The sequence below is a fragment of the Rhodoferax sp. GW821-FHT07G04 genome (genome assembly GCF_059418585.1).
In genome coordinates, this window is sequence record NZ_JBWKQD010000002.1 from 912,831 (window position 1) to 935,200 (window position 22,370).

The 22,370-nt window shown below is 64.7% G+C and carries 20 protein-coding genes; 13 read left to right on the forward strand and 7 right to left on the reverse strand.

Annotated elements, in window-relative coordinates; genetic code table 11:
- Positions 1-64 precede the first annotated feature (64 nt).
- The 9 genes from AC07OO_RS13395 (at position 65) to AC07OO_RS13435 (ending at position 8,011) form a co-directional block, all read left to right on the forward strand.
- The gene (locus tag AC07OO_RS13395) at positions 65-664 is read left to right on the forward strand and encodes a LysE family translocator (RefSeq protein WP_495082597.1); all 600 of its coding nucleotides are present in this window, start codon (positions 65-67) and stop codon (positions 662-664) included.
- Positions 661-1,596, forward strand: a complete 936-nt coding sequence (locus tag AC07OO_RS13400; RefSeq protein ID WP_495082598.1) for a DMT family transporter — start codon at positions 661-663, stop codon at positions 1,594-1,596. Before AC07OO_RS13395 ends, AC07OO_RS13400 begins: the two co-directional genes overlap by 4 nt.
- Before the next feature lie 70 nt (positions 1,597-1,666).
- Positions 1,667-2,866 (forward strand): aminotransferase-like domain-containing protein, encoded by a 1,200-nt coding sequence (locus AC07OO_RS13405; protein ID WP_495082599.1) that lies wholly within the window; start codon positions 1,667-1,669, stop codon positions 2,864-2,866.
- A gap of 104 nt (positions 2,867-2,970) precedes the next feature.
- Positions 2,971-3,627 (forward strand): glutathione S-transferase family protein, encoded by a 657-nt coding sequence (locus AC07OO_RS13410; RefSeq protein ID WP_495083345.1) that lies wholly within the window; start codon positions 2,971-2,973, stop codon positions 3,625-3,627.
- 2 nt (positions 3,628-3,629) lie between these two features.
- On the forward strand, positions 3,630-4,595 hold the full coding sequence (locus AC07OO_RS13415; protein WP_495082600.1) for a PhzF family phenazine biosynthesis protein: 966 nt from the start codon (positions 3,630-3,632) through the stop codon (positions 4,593-4,595).
- 2 nt (positions 4,596-4,597) lie between these two features.
- Positions 4,598-5,281 carry a VOC family protein gene (locus tag AC07OO_RS13420; RefSeq protein WP_495082601.1) on the forward strand — a complete coding sequence of 228 codons (684 nt, stop codon included), beginning with the start codon at positions 4,598-4,600 and terminating at the stop codon, positions 5,279-5,281.
- Positions 5,278-6,240 (forward strand): threonine dehydratase, encoded by a 963-nt coding sequence (locus AC07OO_RS13425; protein ID WP_495082602.1) that lies wholly within the window; start codon positions 5,278-5,280, stop codon positions 6,238-6,240. Before AC07OO_RS13420 ends, AC07OO_RS13425 begins: the two co-directional genes overlap by 4 nt.
- Positions 6,241-6,302: 62 nt before the next feature.
- Positions 6,303-6,971: a histidine phosphatase family protein gene (locus AC07OO_RS13430; RefSeq protein ID WP_495082603.1), complete on the forward strand. Its 669-nt coding sequence runs from the start codon at positions 6,303-6,305 to the stop codon at positions 6,969-6,971.
- Positions 6,953-8,011 carry a formylglycine-generating enzyme family protein gene (locus AC07OO_RS13435; protein ID WP_495082604.1) on the forward strand — a complete coding sequence of 353 codons (1,059 nt, stop codon included), beginning with the start codon at positions 6,953-6,955 and terminating at the stop codon, positions 8,009-8,011. The genes AC07OO_RS13430 and AC07OO_RS13435 overlap by 19 nt, the downstream gene beginning before the upstream one ends.
- Before the next feature lie 45 nt (positions 8,012-8,056).
- On the opposite strand, the gene AC07OO_RS13440 is transcribed toward AC07OO_RS13435, so the two are convergent.
- Positions 8,057-9,340: a sensor histidine kinase gene (locus AC07OO_RS13440; protein WP_495082605.1), complete on the reverse strand. Its 1,284-nt coding sequence runs from the start codon at positions 9,338-9,340 to the stop codon at positions 8,057-8,059.
- A gap of 18 nt (positions 9,341-9,358) precedes the next feature.
- Entirely contained in the window at positions 9,359-10,234 is an 876-nt protein-coding gene (locus AC07OO_RS13445) for a creatininase family protein (RefSeq protein ID WP_495082606.1), read from the reverse strand.
- 87 nt (positions 10,235-10,321) lie between these two features.
- On the opposite strand from AC07OO_RS13445, the gene AC07OO_RS13450 reads away from it, so the two are divergent.
- The 4 genes from AC07OO_RS13450 to priA all read left to right on the forward strand — a co-directional run bounded on the left by AC07OO_RS13450 (position 10,322) and on the right by priA (position 16,903).
- On the forward strand, positions 10,322-10,636 hold the full coding sequence (locus AC07OO_RS13450) for a DUF167 domain-containing protein (RefSeq protein ID WP_495082607.1): 315 nt from the start codon (positions 10,322-10,324) through the stop codon (positions 10,634-10,636).
- 130 nt (positions 10,637-10,766) lie between these two features.
- Entirely contained in the window at positions 10,767-13,052 is a 2,286-nt protein-coding gene (locus AC07OO_RS13455) for a protein-disulfide reductase DsbD family protein (RefSeq protein ID WP_495082608.1), read from the forward strand.
- A gap of 90 nt (positions 13,053-13,142) precedes the next feature.
- On the forward strand, positions 13,143-14,288 hold the full coding sequence (hemE, locus tag AC07OO_RS13460) for a uroporphyrinogen decarboxylase (RefSeq protein ID WP_495082609.1): 1,146 nt from the start codon (positions 13,143-13,145) through the stop codon (positions 14,286-14,288).
- A gap of 371 nt (positions 14,289-14,659) precedes the next feature.
- Positions 14,660-16,903 carry a replication restart helicase PriA gene (gene priA, locus AC07OO_RS13465; RefSeq protein ID WP_495082610.1) on the forward strand — a complete coding sequence of 748 codons (2,244 nt, stop codon included), beginning with the start codon at positions 14,660-14,662 and terminating at the stop codon, positions 16,901-16,903.
- A gap of 61 nt (positions 16,904-16,964) precedes the next feature.
- Here priA and AC07OO_RS13470 read toward each other — a convergent pair whose 3' ends face one another.
- The 5 genes from AC07OO_RS13470 to AC07OO_RS13490 form a co-directional block, all read right to left on the reverse strand.
- A complete protein-coding gene (locus tag AC07OO_RS13470; protein ID WP_495082611.1) occupies positions 16,965-18,551 on the reverse strand; it encodes a sensor histidine kinase in 1,587 nt (528 codons plus the stop codon).
- Positions 18,552-18,640: 89 nt separating this feature from the next.
- The gene (locus tag AC07OO_RS13475) at positions 18,641-19,429 is read right to left on the reverse strand and encodes a LytR/AlgR family response regulator transcription factor (RefSeq protein ID WP_495082612.1); all 789 of its coding nucleotides are present in this window, start codon (positions 19,427-19,429) and stop codon (positions 18,641-18,643) included.
- 1 nt (position 19,430) lies between these two features.
- Positions 19,431-20,495: a sensor histidine kinase gene (locus AC07OO_RS13480; RefSeq protein ID WP_495082613.1), complete on the reverse strand. Its 1,065-nt coding sequence runs from the start codon at positions 20,493-20,495 to the stop codon at positions 19,431-19,433.
- A 103-nt stretch (positions 20,496-20,598) separates the two neighbouring features.
- Entirely contained in the window at positions 20,599-20,952 is a 354-nt protein-coding gene (locus tag AC07OO_RS13485; RefSeq protein ID WP_495082614.1) for a hypothetical protein, read from the reverse strand.
- Between the two features lie 15 nt (positions 20,953-20,967).
- Positions 20,968-22,365 carry an ammonium transporter gene (locus tag AC07OO_RS13490; RefSeq protein WP_495082615.1) on the reverse strand — a complete coding sequence of 466 codons (1,398 nt, stop codon included), beginning with the start codon at positions 22,363-22,365 and terminating at the stop codon, positions 20,968-20,970.
- Positions 22,366-22,370: the final 5 nt, after the last annotated feature.

Below are 22,370 nucleotides of genomic sequence, written 5' to 3' on the forward strand. Positions count from 1 at the left end.
GTTCAGGTTAATGAATTAAAAACTGTACTGGTCGTGTGCTGACTTCAACTATAAAGTGTGGTGCATGGGTTGGCAAGAATTTACGGCTTTACTGGTACTGGCCACGGCGATGAGTTTCACGCCAGGGCCCAATACCACCATGTCCACGGCGTTGGCGGCCAATGGCGGCCTGCGCCGCGCTATGCCTTTTGTCTGCGCCGTACCGCTGGGTTGGAGCGCCCTGCTGCTGCTCTGCGCCCTGGGCCTGGGCGCCTTGCTGCTGGCTGCACCCATGCTGACTCTGGCCGTCAAGCTGCTGGGCGTGACCTACTTGCTGTGGATGGCCTTCAAACTGAGCCAGGCCCGCCAGTTGGGCGAGGCAGATGCCGCCCGTTTGCAGATCGGTTTCTGGCAGGGCGTGGCGCTGCAGTTTGTCAATATCAAGGCCTGGATGCTGGCCCTGGCCATCGTCAGCGGCTGGATCGCCGGCCGTGCAGACCCCGCGCTGCGCCTGGCCGTCGTCATTCCTGTCATGGTGGTCTTCGCCTTTGCCAGCAATATGCTGTACGCCACACTGGGCTCGCTGTTGCGGGACTGGCTGAGTACCGGACACCGGTTGCTGGCCTTTAACCGTCTCATGGCCCTGGTGCTGGTGGTCACGGCCGTATGGATGCTCAGCGTATGACAGGCACAAACCAACGCCAGATCAACCAGGGCCTGTGGCTGGGCCTGTTGGGCATCGTCATCTTCTCGGTGACGCTGCCGATGACCCGCATGGCGGTCGGCACAGCAGACGCGCCACAGATGTCGGGTTTCTTCATTGCCATGGGCCGTGCCGTCGTGGCCGCCGCGCTGTCGGGCGCATTCCTGCTGCTGACCCGCGCGCCCCTCCCCAGCCGCGCAGATTGGTTGCCGCTGGCCGTCACCGCCGGTGGCGTGGTGTTTGGTTTTCCGCTGTTCACCTCCATCGCCATGCGCTATGTAGAGGCCATGCACGCCAGCGTGATTGTGGGGGTGCTGCCCTTGGCCACCGCTGCCGTGGGCGCGCTGCTGCACCGCCAGCGACCGTCCACCGGGTTCTGGCTGTGCGCGGCTTTCGGCAGCGTGCTGGTCGCGGTGTTTGCGATGCTGCATGGGGGTACAACGAGCACCACCGCGGCGACCGCAGGCGTGTCCGTGCATGCGGCGGATCTGTTATTGGTCGCCGCCATGCTGTGCGCCGCCGTGGGCTATGGCTACGGTGCTCGCCTGTCGCAACGCATGCGGGCCGAGCATGTGATCTGCTGGGCTTTGGTCATCGCCCTACCATTGACCTTGCCGCTGGCTGCCTACAACTGGCCGGCCGTGCCCGTGCGCAGCAGTGCCTGGTGGGGCTTTGCCTATGTGGCCGTGTTTTCGATGTGGCTGGGCTTTTTTGCCTGGTACCGCGGCCTGGCACTGGGCGGCACGGTGCGCGTGAGCCAGGTGCAATTGGTGCAACCCTTTTTGAGTATGCTGGCCGCCGTGCCACTGCTGGGCGAGAAGCTGGATGCCGTGACAGTCGGCTTCGGCGTAGCCGTCATCGCCACGGTGTTTATTGGCAAGAAGATGCCGGTATCTCAACGTGCGGCGGCATGACGCCACGCAAGCGTACCAAGATACAACAAAGAGCAAAATCCGTAATTCCCATAGAAAGAGGCATAACCGCATGAAACCCAACGACCTCCCCACCACCAGCCCCTGGACAATGGCCCGCCGCGCCGCGCGCATGAACCCTTCCGTGATCCGCGAAATTCTCAAGGTCACCGAGAAGCCCGGCATCATCAGTTTTGCCGGAGGCCTTCCCTCGGCCAAGACCTTCCCGGTCAGCGAATTCACAGCGGCCTGTACCGCCGTGCTGACCAAGGAGCCCCAGGCCGCGCTGCAATACGCCGCCAGCGAAGGCTTTGGTCCACTGCGTGAAATGGTCGCAGCCCGCCTGCCCTGGAAGGTGGACCCGGCACAAATCCTGATCACCACCGGCTCGCAGCAGGGCCTGGACCTGGTCGCAAAAATCTTGATCGACGCTGACAGCCGCGTGCTGGTCGAAACCCCCACCTACCTGGGCGCGCTGCAGGCCTTCACGCCGATGGAACCCGAAGTGGTCAGCGTGGCCAGCGACGACGAAGGGGTGGATGTGGCCGACCTGGCTTCCAAGGTTGGCACCGGTGCCAGCAAGGCCCGTTTCCTCTACGTACTGCCCAACTTCCAGAACCCCACCGGCCGCACAATGAGCGAAGCACGCCGCGCCGCGCTGGTGGCCAAGGCCGCCGAACTGGGCCTGCCGCTGATCGAAGACAACCCCTATGGCGACCTGTGGTTCGACAAGGAGCCGGCTGCACCCTTGACCGCGCGCAACCCCGATGGCTGCATCTACCTGGGCTCGTTCTCCAAGGTGCTGGCACCCGGCCTGCGCCTGGGTTTCATCGTGGCGCCCAAGCAGATGTACCCCAAGCTGCTGCAGGCCAAACAAGCCGCCGATCTGCACAGTCCCGGCTTCAACCAGCGCATGATTGCCGAGGTCATGAAAGACGGCTTCCTGGACCGCCATATCCCCACCATCCGTGCGCTGTACAAGTCGCAACGCGACGCCATGCTGGCCGCGCTGAAGCAAGACATGCCCAGCGACGTGACCTGGAACACCCCCGATGGCGGCATGTTCCTGTGGGCCCGCCTGCCTGAAGGCATGAACGCGCAAGAGCTGCTGCCCAAGGCCGTGGACAAGGGTGTGGCCTTTGTGCCAGGCGCCGCCTTCTACAACGACCATGGCGACCCGCGCACCATGCGCCTGTCGTTCGTGACCCCCAATGTGGATGAGATCCGTACCGGCGTGGCCGCCTTGGCCGCCGCCATCCGCGAACACCGCTGAAATATGGCCCCCACGCTTGTCACTGCGTGTACTGCGCTGCCCCCCAAGGGGGCGCTCGCCGCCTTGGGGCGGCCCGGCGGCGGCGTCTAACCGTGGACGACCATATCGTCCACCTGTGGGGCCGCATCAGCTCCCTGAATGTGCGCAAGGCCGTATGGGCCGCACAGGAGCTGGGCATTGCCTTCCAGCGCACCGACGCCGGCATGGCCTTTGGCGTGACCACCACACCGGAGTACCAGCGCAAGAACCCCAATGCGCTGGTGCCCCTGTTGGAAGACGGCGACTGTGTGCTGTGGGAGTCCAACGTCATCGTGCGCTACCTGTGCGCACGCTACGGCGCCGAGCACAAGTTCTACCCCACGGAGCTAACGGTCCGCTTTGACGCCGAGCGCTGGATGGACTGGCAGCAGACCACCTTCAACCGCGCCGGTGGCCCTGCCTTCATCCAACTGGTGCGCACCGCGGCCGAACAGCGCAATGCCGAGGTGGTGCGCCAATCGGTCGCTGCCACCGAGCCCTTGTTGGCCTTGCTGGATGTCCATCTGAAGCGCCGTGCCTATATGGGTGGCGACAGCTTTGGCATGGCCGACATCCCGCTGGGTTGCGAGATGCACCGCTGGTGGGGCATGCGCACCGCACAGTTCGAGGCCTGCGGTGTGCAGCGCCAGGAACTGCAAGCATTTCCCCATGTGCAGCGTTGGTTTGGCCAATTGCTGCAACGCCCGGCCAGCCGCGGCGTACTCGATATCACCCTAAGCTAGTTATGCAGCAAAGACCCTTCAAACAAGTCGATGTATTCACCGCCCAGGCCTACCGCGGCAACCCGCTGGCCGTGGTGTTGGACGGCACCGGTCTCAGCACCGAAGAGATGCAGCAATTTGCCCGCTGGACCAATTTGTCCGAAACCACCTTCCTGCTGCCCCCCACGCCCGAGGCCGCGGCCCAGGGCGCGGACTACCAGGTGCGCATCTTCACGCCCGGCTACGAGATGCCGTTCGCCGGCCACCCCACGCTGGGCAGTTGCCACGCCTGGCTGGAGCACGGTGGCGCACCGAAGAAGCCCGGCATGGTGGTCCAACAATGCAAAGTCGGTCTGATCCAGATCAGCCAGGCCGGTGGCCGCCCGGCCTTTGCCGCGCCCCCGCTGCGCCGCAGCGATGCCACGCCCGAGCTGGTGGCGGCTCTGGCCGATGCGCTAGGCCTGCCCCCGGCCCACATCGTGGCCAGCCAACACCAGAACAACGGCCCTTCCCACTTCGGCATCCTCATTGACGACCACGCCGTGCTGCTGGGCCTGGAGCCCGACGGCGCCAAGCTCAACGCTGTGCTCAGCGCGGCCGGCATCAGCGGCGTGGGTGTGGCCACCGTGCAGCAAGCCGACACAGCGCCCAACACAGGTCTGATCGGCCGCTCCAACCGCGAGGCACGGGCCTTTGCGGGTGGCGGAGCCAACACAGCCCCAGGCGACACCAGCGACGAGCCCACGGTCGAAGTGCGCTTCTTCTTCGACCACGGCAAGGGTATTGGCGAAGACCCGGTCACCGGCAGCTTCAATGCCAGCCTGGCACAGTGGCTGATCGCCGAGGGCCACGCGCCGGCGCGCTATGTGGCGGCGCAAGGCACCTGCCTGGGCGTGCTGGGCCGCGTCCACATCCAGCAAGACGCCAGCGGCCAGGTCTGGGTGGGCGGCAACGCTGTCACCTGCGTCAACGGTAGCGTGCTGTTGTAGGCATGGCGTCCATAGACCACCTGGTGGTGATGGCCCGCGACCTGGCCCAGGGTGTGGCCTGGTGCGAAGCCACGCTGGGTGTCACGCCCGGGCCTGGCGGTGAGCACCCACTGATGGGCACCCACAACCGCCTGCTGAAGATCGCCACGGACCAGCACCGCACGGCCTATCTGGAGATCATTGCTATCAATCCAGGAGCACCCCATGCAATTCCGACGAGGGCTAGACGCTGGTTTGACATGGACGCCCCGGCGCTGCAGGCCTATGTAGCGGAGCACGGTCCCATGCTGACGCACTGGGTAGCCAGCGTACCTGACCTGGCCGCCGCCCTGCAGACGCTGGCCGGCCAGGGCATAGACCGGGGCACGGCGTTGCAGGCCTCGCGCCCCACGCCATCCGGCCTGCTGCAGTGGCAAATCAGCGTACGCGACGATGGCCAGCGCCTGTTCGATGGTTGCCTGCCCACGCTGATCCAATGGGGCAGCACCCACCCCACGGACACCATGCCCGCCAGCGGCATCACCCTTGTGGAACTGCAGGTGCAGCACCCGCAAGCCGCGGCACTGAAAGCGGCCTACCAGTCGCTGAACCTGTCTGCCGCCGTCGCAGACACCGGCCCTGCGCGCCTCTGCGCCCAACTGCAAACGCCCAAGGGCCTCGTCACCCTCCACTCACCCTCGCCATGAACCTGCCCAGCCTGCACGACATTGAAGACAGCGCCAGCGTCGTCTACCGCGCCTTTGCCGCCACGCCGCAGTACGCCTGGCCGCTGCTCGCCGAGAAGCTGGGCACCACCTGCTGGCTCAAGCATGAGAACCACACGCCGGTGGGCGCCTTCAAGATCCGCGGCGGGCTGACCTATTTCGAGCAATTGGCGCGCAACAAGGCCCTGCCGACCGAAGTGATCAGCGCCACACGCGGCAACCACGGCCAAAGCATTGGCTGGGCCGCACGCGCCCACGGCGTGCGCTGCACCATCGTCGTGCCGCATGGCAATTCGGTGGAGAAGAACGCCGCCATGCGTTCGCTGGGCGTCACGCTGATCGAGCACGGCACGGACTTCCAGGAGAGCCGCGAGCACGCCATCGCCTTGGCCCGCGAAAGAGGCGCGCACATGGTGCCCAGCTTCCATGCGGACCTGTTGCGTGGTGTCAGCACCTACTGGTGGGAGCTGTTCAAGGCCGTGCCGCAGCTGGATGTGGTCTACGTGCCCATAGGCCAGGGCTCGGGCGCCTGCTCGGCCATCGCGGCCAAGCGCGCGCTGGGCCACCGCATGCGCATCGTCGGCGTCGTCAGCGCCCATGCCACCACCTATGCAGATTCGCTGATGGCCGGCCGCGTGGTCGAGGCCACCGTAACCACGCGCCTGGCCGACGGCATGGCCTGCCGCGTGGCCGATGCCGAAGCGCTGCACATCCTGCAAGGCGAGATAGACCACATCGTGCAGGTCACCGACGCCGAGGTGGCCCAGGCCATGCGTGACCTCTTTGCCTGCACCCACAACGTGGCCGAAGGCGCGGGCGCCGCCAGCTTTGCCGCCGCCATGCAGGAGCGCCATACGCTCAAGGGGCAGACTGTGGGCTTGGCGCTGTCGGGCGGCAACGTCGATAGCGCTCTGTTTGCACGTGTCCTTTCGGAGACGTAACAGGCCAAGAGCTGTCCCCACCATGACAAAGGCAAAGGCCCGCTGTGCCTTAGATTCCTGCCATGGGAAAACTCTATCTGGTACGACACGGGCAGGCCTCTTTCGGGGCCGAGGATTACGACAACTTGAGCGAACTGGGGCACCGACAGAGTGTGCGCCTGGGCCAGTACTTGGCCGCCAAGGGCACGCGCTTTGAGGCAGTGCTGACGGGCACATTGAAACGCCATGCGCAGACCTATGCCGGCATTGCCGAAGGCGCGGCCATGGACCTGCAGCCCACGTTGTGGCCCGGCCTCAACGAATACGACGCCGACGCGGTGATCGCCGCCATCCACCCCGGCCCGCTGGCGCCGCCCAACACGCCCGAATCCTACAAGCTGCATTTCCGCCTGCTGCGCGACGGCCTGACCCAGTGGATGAACGGCGTGCTCAGCCCCAAGGGCATGCCCAGCTACGACGACTTCGTGCACGGCATCATCAGCGCGCTGGACCACGTGCGCAAGCAGCACACCGGTGATGTGCTCTTGGTCAGCAGCGGAGGCCCCATCTCCACCGCCATCGGCCACATCCTGGGCACCGGGCCGGAAAAGACCATCGAACTCAATATGCAGATCCGCAACAGCGCGGTGACCGAATTCTTGTTCACACCCAAGCGCCATTTGCTGCTGACCTTCAACTCCCTGGCCCATTTGGACGGTGCAGAATATGCACCATGGATCACCTACTCCTGAGTCTGTTGCTGACCGGCATCTGTACCGGCCTTGCGGCGCAAACAGCCCCCGTTCACCCGAAGGAACCACGGCCCGGCGATCTGGTCAACACCCTGGGCATGGTGATGGTGCGCATCCCGGCCGGCGAATTCCTGATGGGCAGCGACGAGTCCATCGCCAGCCTGGAGAAGGCCTTTCCGCTGATGGAGCGCCAGCGGCTGGAGGAATTGAGTGACGAAGCGCCGGTGCACCGCGTGCGCATCACCAAGCACTTTTACCTGGGTCGTACCGAGGTCACCGTGGGCCAGTTCCGCCGCTTCCTGGCCGCATCGGGCTATGTGCCCGAATCGGTGGCCGATGGCACGGGGGGCTATGGCTACAACGCCCAGTATGTTCCAAACAAGGGGCCGCGCGGCGAACAGTTCGAGGGACGCAACCCGCGCTACAGTTGGCGCGATCCCGGCTTTGCGCAGACGGATGACCACCCGGTCGTCAACATCACCTGGAACGACGCTCAGGCCCTGGCCCGCTGGCTGAGTCAGACCGAGGGTCGCCACTACCGTCTGCCGACCGAGGCCGAATGGGAATACGCGGCCCGTGCCGGCACGCGCAGCCGCTACCAGCATGGTGACGACCCGGAGGGCCTGCCCCAGGTCGCCAACGCCTTCGATGCCTCCGCACGCCCACTCTGGCCGGCCTTTGCAGCCCATGCCCTGCCGGGTGACGATGGCTATGCCTTTACCGCGCCGGTGGCCAGCTTCGCACCCAATGCCTTCGGCCTGTATGACATGCATGGCAATGCCTGGGAATGGACCAGCGACCTGCACGACGAACACTACTACGCACGATCACCGGTCGATGATCCACAGGGGCCCAGCGAAGGCTCGGTCTATGTGCGCCGCGGCGGCTCCTGGCACAGCTGGCCGCTGTACCTGCGCTCCAGCTACCGCAACTGGAATTCGCCGCAGACCCGCTACACGCTGGTGGGCATGCGGCTGGTGATGGAAGCCGTATCGCATGGCGACGGCAATCCCCCGCAGGGCCGCCCCAAGGGGGATTAGCCCCCTCGGTGGGGCAGCGACCCGCGCAGCGGTGGAGCGTGGGGGCTACACAGCTAGCTGGATCTCGACAACGGTATTGCCGGGCTGGCTGCTGATGCGCAGTTGTGCGCCAATCGCCCCGGCGCGTTCGCGCATGCTGGCCAAGCCGTTGCGCTGCTGCAGCGTGGGGTCGAAGCCACAGCCATCGTCCACCAAGCGCACAAAGACCTGATCGATGTGTGCCCCTTCGGCGTGGGGCGGCGGGCATGCACCGCTGGCGCGGGCATGGCCCTCCACACGCAGCACCTGCGCCCGGGCGTGCTGCAGCACATTGGACAAGGCCTCGAACAGCATGAACTGCAACTCGCTCATGGCGCTAGCGTCGAGCTTCTCGCACAGGGGCAGCAGGTCCACGTCCCATTGCAACTCAATACCCATGCCGGCAAAGCGCGGGCCCAGCCGGTAGCGCATATTGGCCAGCAGGGCCGTCACATCACCCGGTGCCAGGTGGATGGAGTCGATGGACAGTTTGAGCTGGTCCAGGCCATCGCGCAGCGTCTGCAAGACTTCACTGCGGGCATGGGCGTTGTAGGCCTGGTCGTCGACTTGCAGCTGGCGCATCGCCGAGCTGATGTGAGAGCCCACGCCGTCGTGCATATTGCGCAGGATGCGGCCACGCTCAGCCATGCGCTCCTGGCTGCGGGCCAAGTGCTCCAGTTCCTTGCGGCTGTCCAGCACAGCCTGCACAGCCGTGCCGCTGATATGGTCAAAGGTCAGGGCAAACAAGAACAGCACGGCCACCAGCCCCCCGGTGCAGACCATGCTGAAGGCGGTTGCGTATTCCAGGCGGTACATCTGCGGAAAGGCATAGCCCTGCAGGCTGGCCGCGCCATAGGACACCGATATGGCAAAACACACCAGAAACCAGACCAGGGCGTCCACGCTATAGCCCAGCAACAGCACGGCCGCCACCGGTATCAGCGTGAACCAGGGCAGCACCGGCGAATGCAGGCCGCCCGAGAAAAAGCTGCAGCCCATGACCGCCACGAAAGCGACATTGGCCATGTACCAGTTCACGCTGCGCCGGAACTGCCCGGTGGCGCGGAAGTAGAACAGTGCGGTGAACAAGAACACGATGCCGGTAGTCATCAAGGCCGCGCCGATCGAAAAACCAATGACCAGCGAGGTCAGCGCATACAGCACCGAAAACCCGGCATTGATCAGGCAGATGTAGACAAACATGCGCGCGGCGCTGAGTGCGTGTTCGTCCAGATCCGCCTGGTGCGGGATGAACCAGGCCACCCACGCATCCATGCGGTTCAGAACCAGACTGTGGAAAACCGTGCGCATCGCCTACCCCCGACCCAACTAGGCGACCCGGTCCGTCAGAGTGTCCAGAGGCAGTTGGTGCAGCTCGGCCAACAGGCGCGCCAACGCGCGGCCGGCCGCATCCAGCACGGCCCGCCCCTTGTCGGCACTGGCCTGGGCCGCGTTGCCGACCGCGCCGTGGGGGTTGTAGTCTTGCATCTGCCAGCCCAGCTTGGCACTCTTGCCATTGCCCAGGATGTCAAAGCGCGCGGCACGGTCTTCGGAGGTAGACGCAAAGTTCTGTGCCTGTGCCATGTCCACATGCTCAGGCGCCAGGGCCAGCATCATCGAGGTCTCGATCTCGCCCGCATGGATGCCGAAGCGGTGTTCGTGTGCGCTGAAGAGCGCATTGACGTCCTCGCCCTGTGGGCCCAACAGCGGCAGGCCAAACCAGTTGACGCTGTAGACCAGCATGCCCAAGCGCGCGCGCAGGTCGCGGGCCACGATGTCCATGACCCCCACCTGGCCGCCGTGGGAATTGAGCAGCACCAGTTTCTTGACACCGCTGGCGGCGATGCTCTCGCCTATGTCGGTCCACAGGCGTATCGTGGTCTCGGCTTTGAGCGTCAGCGTGCCGGCAAAGCGGGCGTGTTCGGGGCTGAGGCCCACGGCCTGCGTGGGCAGAAACAGGGCCGGCACATCAGCACCCAGGTGGGGCAGCGCGGCCGCGATGACGCCGTCCACCAGCGCGCTGTCCACCTTCAGCGGCAGGTGCGGCCCGTGCTGCTCGGTGGCAGCCACCGGCAGTACGGCGATCATTTGCTCCAGTACACCGCTGGTCTTGCACCGGGCGAAGTCCAAAGTGCTCCAGTCGGCCCAGAAGCGCGAGGGCTGGGGCAGCATGGGCTCGGGGGAAGACGGAGAGGCTTGCGGCATTGTTGTTTGTCGAAAAGTAGGCGGTCCAACAGACCAGCCATGGTAACCCGCTTGGGTGCCAAAAACCACGGGCGCTATCATGGCCCCATGCCTGCCCGCCGCCCCCGCAACGCCACCGGCGACTCTTTTTTTACCTGGGACGGCGACACCCTGGTCGTCAACATCCTGGGCAAACCCGCCGCCAGCAAAGACGCCATTGGCAAACCCATGGGCACGCAGCTCAAGATCAGCGTAACGGCCACGCCCAAGGATGGCAAAGCCACGGACCACATGGTCCGCTTCCTGGCACCCCAGTTTGGGGTGGCCGTGGCGGACATCGAGGTTGTCTTTGGCCAGGAGAGCATCCACAAGCAATTGCGGATCAAGTCGCCCAAGAAGCTGCCGGCGGTGTTCACCGCTTAGCGCTCCACAGGCGCCACCTGTCGCCTACCCTACTGCGCGGCTGCCTGCGGCGATGCCACAATGGGGGGCTCGCCTGCGGTGTACCGCGCCGGGGCGGAACTTTTAGGCTGCCACAAGCTCCCAATTTGCAATGACCTACGCCTTCACACCCCTGGCGCGCCGCGCCGCCGCCATGCGACCATCCTCCACCAGCCTGCGAATCGCTACTTTTTTGATAGCTGCTTGCGCAGCGTGGACGGGGGCTAGCGCTCAAATTCTCCAAAGGGGTTCGACCCAGGGCGGTGCCGCGTCTGCCGTGGTACAGACCGAGCAGGTGCGTGCAGAACTGCTGGCCCATGCGCCCGACGGCGTGGATGCGGGCAAGACCATCTGGGTCGGGCTGGAGCTCAAACACCTGCCCCAGTGGCACACCTATTGGAAGAATCCCGGCGACTCCGGCCTGCCCACCACGCTGCAGTGGACCCTGCCGGCCGGTGTGACCGCAGGCGACATCGCCTGGCCTACTCCGCACCGCATTGCCATCGGCAGCCTGGCCAATTTTGGCTACGACGACACGGTGCTGCTGCCCGTGCCGCTGACGGTGGGCAAGGACTTCAAGGCTTCGGCCGGCGGCATGCTGGAGATCGGCCTGGCGGCCAACTGGCTGGTCTGCCGCCAGGAATGCATTCCGCAAGAGGGCAATTTCGTGCTGAAGCTGCCGGCGCGGGGTTCCACCGCCTTGCGGGGTGCCGATTTTGACGCTGCCCGTGCAGCCGGCCCCCAGGCCCATGGCGGCACAGCCCAGGCCAAAGTCCAGGGCGACGTCTTGACAGTCACCGTCAGCGGCCTGCCCGCCGATTGGAATGGCCGCGCGTTGCAGGCCTTTCCCGAGACTGCCAATGTTGTCGAACCGGTCAGCGCCCCCCAGCCCAGCGATGCCCTGACCGGGACCGCCCAAAAGCCTGCCACCCAGGAATGGAGCAATGGCGTCTGGACCGGCCGCTTCGCGCTATCGGTGCAACGCGAATCCGCGCCTACCAGCCTGCCCGTGGTGCTGGCGCTCGGCAAGCAAAGCCTGCGCAGCGTGCCCGCCATCAGCGGCACCTGGCCCGCCTTACCCAATGCCGGCGCACCGAGCACTGCGGCAGCCCCGGCCACAGCGGGCCAGCCAAGCGGCGGCGGCGCGCGCACCCCTGCGGGCGATACCACCGTCAGCACGAGTTGGGTCATGGCCCTGGTGGCGGCGTTGCTGGGCGGGCTGATACTGAACCTGATGCCCTGCGTGCTGCCGGTGCTGGCCATCAAGGTGCTGAGCTTTGCCAGCCACAGCACACAAAGCCGCGCGTCACACCGCGCCCAAGGCGTTGCCTATACGCTGGGTGTGGTGCTGTCTTTTGTGGCCCTGGGCGGCCTGATGCTCGCGCTACGGGCCAGTGGCGAACAGCTGGGCTGGGGCTTCCAACTGCAGTCGCCCGCCGTGCTGGCGGTGCTGGCCACGCTGTTCACCTTGCTGGGCCTGAACCTGGCCGGACTGTTTGAAATAGGCAGCGTGCTGCCCCACCGCATCGCGTGCATGCAGGCACGCCACCCGGTGGGAGATGCATTCTTGTCAGGCGTGCTGGCCGTGGCCATTGCATCACCCTGCACCGCCCCGTTCATGGGCGCGTCGCTGGGCTACGCCATCAGCCTGCCAGGCTTCCAGGCGCTGAGCATCTTTGCCACACTGGGCTTGGGCCTGGCCCTGCCCTTCCTGGCAGCGGCCTGGGTGCCGGCCGTAGGCCGTTGGCTGCCCCGCCCCGGCGCCTGGATGGACACCATGCGCCGCTTCATGGCCTTCCCCATGCTGGCTACCGTCATCTGGCTGGTCTGGGTGTTGGGCCATCTGACGGGCATCAATGGCGCGGCCGCTTTGCTGGCGCTGCTGTTGACACTGAGCCTGCTGGTCTGGTCGCTGAATCTGAATGGCCGCAGCCGCACCGTGTTTGCTTCTATTTCCATAGCAGCATTGCTAGGTTTGACGGGGTCTATTGGCCCATTGGTCTTGATGGTGGAGGACGGGGCGGTCAGTACGGCTTGGTCCACCGGTGGCACATCCAATTCCCCCTGGCAGGCCTGGGCACCAGGCAAGGTGGAGGCCGAATTGGCAGCCGGCCGGCCCGTTTTTGTGGACTTCACCGCGGCATGGTGCATCACCTGCCAGTACAACAAGAAGACCACGCTGGGCAATGCCGCCGTGTTGGCCGATATGCGTGCGCACAACGTGAGCATGCTGCGTGCCGACTGGACACGTCGCGACCCTGCCATCACTGTAGCGCTGGAAGCCCTGGGCCGCAGCGGCGTGCCGGTGTATGTATTGCACCAGGCTGGCAAGCCTCCCGTCGTGTTCTCGGAGATTCTGGACGCGCAGGCGTTGCGGTCGGCATTGGCAACGCTATAGCTCTGGACCGTAGTTGCTTGGGTGTTTGCGGCACCTCGCTTTTTGGACAAGCCACTAAGCCAAAAGATGAGTCCTGCGACAATCAGAACCATGACCGACACCACCTTCGCCAACCACCAAAACCCCACCTTCCTGCAAGCCTGCCTGCGCCAAGCTACCCCCCACACCCCCGTATGGCTGATGCGCCAGGCCGGCCGCTACCTGCCCGAATACCTGGCAACACGGGTCAAGGCCGGCAACAGCTTCATGGGCTTGGCGACCAATGTGGACTACGCCACCGAGGTCACGCTGCAGCCGCTGGACCGCTACCCGCTGGACGCCGCCATCCTGTTCAGCGACATCCTGACCATTCCCGACGCCATGGGCCTAGGCCTGAGCTTTGGCGCCGGTGAAGGCCCGCGCTTTGCGTCCCCCGTGCGCGACGAAGCCGCCGTGGCCCAACTGGCCGTGCCCGATTTAAACAAGCTGCGCTACGTGTTTGACGCCGTGTCGTCTATCCGCAAAGCGCTGACCCAAGCCGATGGCAAGAGCCGCGTGCCGCTGATCGGCTTCTCGGGCAGCCCCTGGACGCTGGCCTGCTACATGGTCGAAGGCGCGGGATCTACCGACTACCGCCTGGTCAAGACCATGCTGTACAGCCGGCCGGATCTTATGCACCGCGTCCTGGCCACCAATGCCGATGCCGTCGCCGCCTATCTCAACGCGCAGATAGATGCTGGCGCCCAGGCCGTGATGATTTTTGACAGCTGGGGCGGTGTACTGGCCGATGGCGCCTTTCAGGAATTCAGCCTGGCCTACACGGCCCGCGTGCTGGCACAACTGAAGAAGACCCACACCGATGCCGCAGGCAACACCATCCGCATTCCGCGCATCGTGTTCACCAAGGGTGGCGGGCTGTGGCTGCAGGAGATGGCGGCGTTGGACTGCGAAGTGCTGGGCCTGGATTGGACCGTCAACCTGGGCAAGGCGCGCGCCGCCATTGGTGGCGTCGAGGATGGTCCGGGCAAGGCTCTGCAGGGCAACATCGATCCCAATGTGCTGTTTGCCCAGCCCGAGCAGATCACAACCCAGGTGGCCAGCGTGCTAGACAGCTTTGGCAAACCCTACCAAGGCACGGGCACCGGCCCCACGCATATCTTCAATCTGGGCCATGGCATCAGCCAGCACACGCCACCTGAAAACGTGGCCGCTTTGGTGGACGCCGTGCACCGCCATTCCCGTGCTTTGCGGGCATAAGTTTCCTACCATTTTTTTGGCTCGATTTCGGCACCGTGCCCGCACTTATGCACAAAAATAGGGTGCCGCTATACGGGCAATCCCTGATTCGGGCAATCGGCGCTATTAAAGCAATAGCGGTTGTAAGTGGTTGATTTATAAGGACTTTGAACTTTGCTTTTTTTCTGGGCATTCCAGCTAAAGCCTTGATTTTCAAGGCTTGGCGAAGTCCCAGGCCTAGATATCAACAAAGTTATCCACAAAATCATTGGGTAGCACCTAAAGCTCAGTTAAATCAAGTACTTAGCCCTCATTTCGCAAGTTCACATCAATACATTGGCTCAAGTACACCCTCTCCCACTTTTGCGGCGCCAGACCTGCGCCTGGACCCCATGAGCCACTGGTTGTGCGTGCTCGTACAGACCCCGGCCCATGCATCCTTGGGGTCCGTGCTGAGCTATAAAAGTGAGTCGCCACTCGCGCCGGGGACGCTGGTACGGGTGCCCCTGGGGCAGCGCGAAACCCTGGGCCTGGTGTGGGATGCCGACGGTGCCCAGGCCACCGGCGAGGTCGACCCGGGGAAGGTTCGCGCCATTGCCGGAACGCTGGAAGGCATCGCGCCGCTCAGCGCAAGCTGGCAACAATTGCTTACATTTGCGGCGCAGTATTACCAGCGCTCGCTGGGCGAAGTGGCATTGGCCGCGCTACCGCCACAACTGCGGGAACTGTCCGCGGCGCAAATGCAACGCCGCCTGCAACGCGGGGGCAAGAAGAGGACCGTCAAGCAACAAGACAGCGCTCCAGAGGCAACGGCAGAGACTGGCCAGTCTCCCTTGCTCAGCCCCGAGCAGGCAGCAGTGGTCAACCAGATACAAGCCCAGACCGGCCCCTTTTTGCTATTCGGAGCCACAGGCAGCGGCAAGACCGAGGTCTACCTGCACAGCGTACAGACCCTGCTGGCGCAAGACCCGCAATCGCAGGCCCTGGTGATGGTGCCCGAGATCAACCTGACGCCGCAGTTGGAGGCCCGCTTCAAGGCGCGCTTTGCACCCCTGTATGGCGACAACGCCGTGGTCTCCCTGCACAGTGGCATGACCAACCCGCAGCGGCTCAAAAGCTGGCTCGCCGCGCACAGCGGCCAAGCCCGCATCGTGTTGGGCACACGCATGGCGGTATTTGCGTCCATGCCGCAGTTACGGCTCATCGTTGTCGATGAAGAACACGACCCCAGCTACAAAAGCGGCGAAGGCGCCCGCTATTCAGCCCGTGACCTGGCGGTCTACCGCGGCCGGCTGGAAGGTGCCAAGGTCGTACTGGGCTCTGCCACCCCGTCGCTGGAGAGCTGGCACCACAGCCGACCCGCGGCGGAGGGTGGGCGCTACCTGCGGCTGCACATGCCCAGCCGCATAGGCGCACCGTCCGGTGACACCGTCAGTTCCATGGGCAATGCGCCCCCCACGGCCTTGCAGACCATGCGCGCCACCGCAGCCACGCCCGACGGCCTACCGCTGGTGCGCCGCGTGGACATGAACCACCAGCCGCGCAACGCCGTGTTCTCCCTCCCGCTGCTGGAAGCCATCAAGGAGCGTGTGGCCCGTGGCGAACAAAGCATGGTTTTCCTGAACCGGCGCGGCTACGCGCCGGTGCTGCACTGCACCGATTGCGGCTGGAAGAGCGAGTGCCCGCACTGCAGCGCCTTCCGCGTCTTCCACAAAATTGACCGCACGCTGCGCTGCCACCACTGTGGTTTCACCGAGCGCGTGCCCCGCGCCTGCCCCACCTGCGGCAACCCCGATATCGCGCCGCTGGGCCGTGGCACGGAGCGGCTGGAAGAACACCTGGCCGAACTGCTGGCGGATGTGCGCCGACCCAATACCGCGAGCGAACAATTTCCCGACGGGGAGCCGGTGCGGGTGGCCCGCATCGACGCCGACACCACCCGGCTCAAGGGCGAGCTGCAAAGCCAGTTGGCCGCCGTGCATGCCGGCGATGTGGACGTGCTGGTCGGCACGCAGATGATTGCGAAGGGCCACGACTTCCGGCGTATCACACTGGTGGCCGCCGTCAACCCAGATGGCGCGCTGTTCTCCAGCGACTTCCGCGCGCCCGAGCGCTTATTTAGCCTGCTGATGCAGGCGGCCGGGCGGGCCGGGCGCGACGCGACCCTGGGTGAGCGCAGCGAGGTCTGGATCCAAAGCTTCCAGCCCGCCCACCCCCTGTATGCGGCACTCAAGCGCCACGACTACCCGGGGTTTGCAAACGCGCAATTGCAAGAGCGCGCACAGGCCGGACTGCCACCCTTCACCGCCCAAGCACTGGTGCGTGCCGAAGCCCGCACGCAAGAGGTGGCACAAGGCTTTTTGAATACTGCCAGCAACGCAGCCCGAAGCGACATGGCGCAGTGGGAGGGCTGGGCACCGGTGCTGGACCAGGTCACGCTGTACCCGGCCGTGCCCATGAGCATCCAGCGCGTGGCCAATATTGAACGCGCCCAGATGCTGGTGGAAAGTCCATCACGCGCGGCCCTGCAGCAGTTTCTGACGGCCTGGCAGGCCGTGCTGCACGCCACCCGCCAAGGGCCCGAGGGCAAGGGATTGATACGCTGGGCCGTGGACGTGGACCCCCTGGCGATTTGAGGGGCAATAACCCCGCCTGGCGATGGAGCGTGGGGGGCAGCAAATCCGCGCCGGGTCACATTTACATGACGCTGTCACTGGCCCCGCTGGCCACGCGCGGAAACAGCACGCGGATGCGGCTGCCCTCGCCCGGCGTGCTGTGCACCGTGATCTGGCCGCCCAAGATGCGGGTCACAATGCCGTGCACGATGTTCATGCCCAGGCCAGTGCCACCGCGCCCCATCTTGGTCGTGAAGAAGGGGTCGAAGATGCGGGCCCGCACGTCCTCTTCCATACCCACCCCGTTGTCCGCCACGACCAGTTCCACCGTCTGGGCGTCGGCCGCACCAATGCTCACCGAAATGCGCCCGGCGGCGCCTGCATCAAAGGCATGGATGGTGGCATTCATCACCAAATTGGTCAGCACCTGCCCATAGCGACCCGGAAAACTGTCGCAGACCAGGCCGGTACTCAGCGTCTTCTTGATCTCGCAGCCCGACTTGCGCAACGTGGGCTGCAGCATATTCAGAATTTCGGTCGTAACCTCCGCCAGGTCGAACTCGCGGCGCTGGTCACTGGTCTGGTCGACGGCCACCTGTTTGAAGTCTGAGATCAGGTGCGCGGCACGCTGCAGATTGCTTAGCGACAGGGCCAGGCCCTCGTCGGCCCGCTCGATGAACTGGTTCAAAGCCGAGCGCCGCATGGAGCCCCCCGCGAGCTCGGCCTTCAGTTCCAATAGTTCGGACTGGATCGTGGAAGCCACTGTCAGCGCATTGCCAATGGGCGTGTTGAGTTCGTGGGCGACACCAGCGACCACGCGGCCCAGCGATGCCAGTTTTTCGGTCTGCACGATTTCCTCTTGCGCCCGCTCCAGCGTCAGCAGGGTTTTCTCCAGCGACTCGGTGCGCTCGGCCACGCGCTGCTCCAGATGCTCGTTGGCGTCGGTCAACTCCACGTTGCGGCTTTCCAGCTGGGCGATCAGGTGCAGCAGGGCTTGTCGGGTTGCCTCCATGCTATCGGCTAGGGCGCCGACCTCGTCGCGAAACACCGGGCGGATTGGCACATCCAACTGCCCCTTTTCAATACGCCCCGAGGCCTTGGCCAATTCCTCCAGCGGGCGCACCAGGCGCCAATGCATCAACAACAAGATGACGATCAGGGCGCCGATGGAAATTTGCACGCCGTGCTTGACATATTGCAAGCGCACCTCATTGACCTTGCGCAGGTAGCCGGCCGTGGACATTTGAATTGTCAGCTTGCCCACCATGGTCTTGTTGCGCTCCACAACATGGGTCGTGGCGTCCACCAACTTGGGGTCTTCGGGGCTGCGCACGCGGGTTGCAAACGGTGTGCCTTTGTCATCCCATATGGCGATGGAGACGACATCGGGGTTCACAAAGGCCGCCTCCATGATGGAGTTGGCCTGCTCGGCTTCGAACTGCCACAGCGGCTCACGCAGGGCCAGTGCGGTCAACGCGCCCAAGTGGTCCATCTCGGTGTGGATCTGCGCGATGTGCTGTTCGCGCAGGTCCGAGGTCTGCTCCACATAGGACAGGAACGAGGCCAACAACACGCCCACCACCACGGTCAGCGCAATGGCCACCCGCAAGGAATGCAGCCGCAACCACAGCTTGCGAAAGCGAACTAACAGGGGCTCGGGTATCCGCATCTTTTGGACGAGTGGAGTTTGCGCCACTGTAACGCAAAGCGCCCCATTTGGGCCCATCTCAGGGCCGATGCAGTCGCTGATAAACCACTTTACATCTGGCGGAACAGGTGCACGAAGCTGCGGCTCACCGGCAGGCACTCACCACTGCCCTTGATCTGCACCTCACCACCATCGCTGCTGCCGTGGCTGAACTGCTGGACCTGGTGCAGATTGACGATGGCCGAGCGGTGGATCTGCAGGAACTGGCTAGGGTCCAGCTCGTCGGCCAGCTCCCGAATGGTTTTGCGTATCAGGGCCTCGCCACCCTCCCACACGACCAGCGTGTATTTGGTATCCGACTTGATGTAGCGGATCTGCTCCACCGGGATCAGGCGCACCGTGCTGCCCACCGAGGCCTTGATCCACTGCAGGTAGCGCACCGGCAAAATCTGGGACCGGATATGGGCCGACAACTTGTCCAGCACGTCGGTCGTCAACGCCGCATTGGCAGGCAAGCCCAGCGTGGCAGGTGCCTCCAGGCGCTGGCGCAGGCGCCGCACTGTCTCTTGCAGGCGCTCTTCGTCCAGCGGTTTGACGATGTAGTCGATGGCGCCCTGGCGGAAGGCTTCGACCGCATATTGCTCATGCGCGGTGACAAATACCAACGCTGCACGTTCCCCGATACAGCGTGCGGCCTCAATGCCGTTCATGCCGGGCATGTGCACATCCAGAAATGCGACCTGGGGCTGGTGGGCATCGAACAGCTCCACCGCCTCCCGGCCATTGCGGGCGATCGCCACAATCTCCAGGTCGGGCCAATTGCGCTGCAACAGAGCCACCAGGCGATCGCGCAGCAGGGGCTCGTCGTCGGCCACCAAAGCGGTCGTTACCGTTGCCATATCAAACTTGACCTTCCACAATGATTTCGGCCTTGACGCCGTGGGGTTGCTGCTCGCTGAGCTCCAGGCGCGCGCTGCCACCGTAAAAGGCCTGCAGACGGTCACGCAGGTTGGCCAGGCCTATGCCCGGTTGGGCAGACTCCGACATGCCCAGGCCGGTATCGGCCACCCAAAGATGCAGGGTCTTGCCACCGCCCGCGGCGGCGACCGACTGCGCGCCCACCGTGATCTGCCCGCCATCGCAACTGGGGTCGATGCCATGGTGGATGGCGTTCTCCACCAGCGTCAGCAAGGCCATGGCCGGAAAGCGCAAGGTACGCAGGCCGGGGTCTATGTCCACGCTGAACTGAAGTCGGTCGGGCATGCGCATCAGCATCAGTTCCAAGTAGGCGCGCACCAGATCGGTCTCCTGGCCCAGCGTGGCGCCCTCCTGGTGGAGCTGCGGCATCGTGGCCCGAAGGTAGGCGATCAGACTCTTGAATACCGGCGCGGCTTGGGGCGAGCCGCTCTCCACCAGCTCCTGCACATTGGCCAGGGTGTTCAGCAAAAAATGGGGCTCGATCTGCGCCTGGAGCAGGTTGAGCCGGGCGTCGGTGGACTGGCGCATCAGCGTTTCGCGCTCCAACGCGAACTGCAGGGCCTGGGCGCGGGTCTGTGCGTCACGCTCGCGCACCAGAGCCGCCAAAGTGACCAGCAGACCCACGACAGCGGCGCAGATGGTCACCCACCAGAAGCCGACCACGCGGGGACGTGAGTTGGTGAAGGCATGCAGATCGCCCTGCACCTCGACCATATGGACGATCAGCGGCCCCAGCGGCGCCACGGCCAGCACGCACAAGACCTGCGCCAGCCAGCGTGGCACCCAGGTCTGGCGCCAGGCGCCGGCCATCAGGAAGGCGGTCAGCAGTATCGCGGATACCAGCGTGGTTTCGACGAGGATGGCCACGAACGAGTCGCGGAACATCATCTTGAAGATCGGCGCAGCGATCAAGGCAGCGCCCGCCGCCACCAGCACGGGTCGTGAGTGCCACTGCCAAAAGCGTCGAATCAGGGAAATGGGGTGCATGCCGGGACCATACTAACCGGCACAGGGCGGGTCAAGCCAGAGCCCCGCCTTGGCGCGATAGGGCGCGGGAATGGAGGGGTGAACGGCGGGGAGCGTGGCGGCTCTACCGCAATCCGCGCACATAGCGTGCGCCGTCAAACTGCGAATCGTCCGCGTCGGCCTGCGAGGCATTGGTCGCCAACAAGGTGCGCAACGTGGGCACCACCATGGGTTCGGCCGTGCGGGCCTGTTTGGGGCGTTGCGCGGGGGCGGGGAACATGGCCTGCTCCAGTTTGCCCGCCCATTCTGCGAGGTCCGCATGGCCGTCTTCCTCGGCACTGCGGCGGGCAAAGCGCACCATTTCGGCCGCGTATTCCAGGTTGTCGGCCATCCACTGGGTGTCGGTCACACGGCCGGTCTTGCGGCGCAACAGCACGTGCAGGTGGGCCGCAATGGCAAGTTTTTCACTGGCAAGCATAAGTATGGTTTCCTTTCAGGTTCCCATGTGTTCGCGGTGCTGGGTGATGTCCAGGCCTGTCAGCTCGGCGCCGTCCTCCACACGCAGGCCCACCATCAGCTTGGTGAACCACAGTACGGCTGCGCTCATGCCGGCGCTATAGCCCATGACCACGACCACCCCCAGCAACTGCACGCCCACGTCGCCCTGCATGCCCGACACCGTCTTGCTGGCCAACAGCCCCGTCATCAACGCCCCGACAATGCCGCCGATGCCGTGCACGCCAAACACGTCCAACGAGTCATCGGCATTGAGCAGGCGCTTGAGCCCGGTAGCCCCCCAATAACAGGCCAGCCCGGCCACGGCACCGATCAGCAAGGCCGAGAGCGGTGTCACGAAGCCAGCAGCAGGGGTGATGGCGACCAGCCCCGCTACCAGACCGGAGCACAACCCCAGTAGCGAGGGTCGACCGCGCACAGTCCACTCCCCCAGCATCCAGGTGATGGCGCCGGCCGATGCAGCAATGTGCGTCACTGCCATGGCCAGGCCTGCACGGCCATCTGCGGCTACGGCCGATCCGGCGTTGAAGCCAAACCAGCCCACCCACAGCAGACCGGCACCGGCCATGGTCAGGCCCAGGTTGAAAGGCTCGAAAGACTCGCGCCCATAACCCTTGCGAGCGCCCAGCATATAGGCACACACCAAACCGGAAACACCGGCGTTGATATGCACTACAGCACCACCGGCAAAGTCCAGCACACCACGCTGCGCCAGCCAACCACCGGGCTCCCACACCCAATGCGCAATCGGTGCATAGACCAGCACCGACCACAAGCCAATAAACCATAGCAGCGCAGAGAACCGCAGCCGCTCCACCACCGCGCCCACGATCAGCGCTGCGGTGATGATGGCGAACGTCAACTGGAACATCGCGTACACCGACTCCGGCACATTGGGTGCCACGTGACTCGCGGCCACTTTGCCGGATTCCTTCAAGTAGTCCAGGCCGCTGAACCACAGCCGCGTGTCGCCACCCAGCCAGCCATTGCCAGGAGTGAACGCAATGGAGTAACCCACCGCAAACCACAGCAGACTCACCAACGCGGCAACAGCGACCACGCTGGCCATGGTGTTGAGCACATTCTTCTTGCGCACCATGCCGCCATAGAACAAAGCAATGCCGGGCAGCGTCATCAACAGCACCAGGGCGGTGCTGGTCATCATCCAGGCGGTGTCGGCAGCACTGATGCTGTCCTGGGGCACCAAGCCGGGGCGGACCAGTGGTGTGGGCACTGGAGCCACCGTTGGCACAACCGGCGGCGACACCGTCTGCGTTGGTGCACTGGCGCCGTCTGCAACAGGTGCTTGCGCCCAGGCGGAAAGACTGAGGCACAGCGCGCAGACCAGCAGCCACTTCGATTGAAATCGGTGCATCGTGT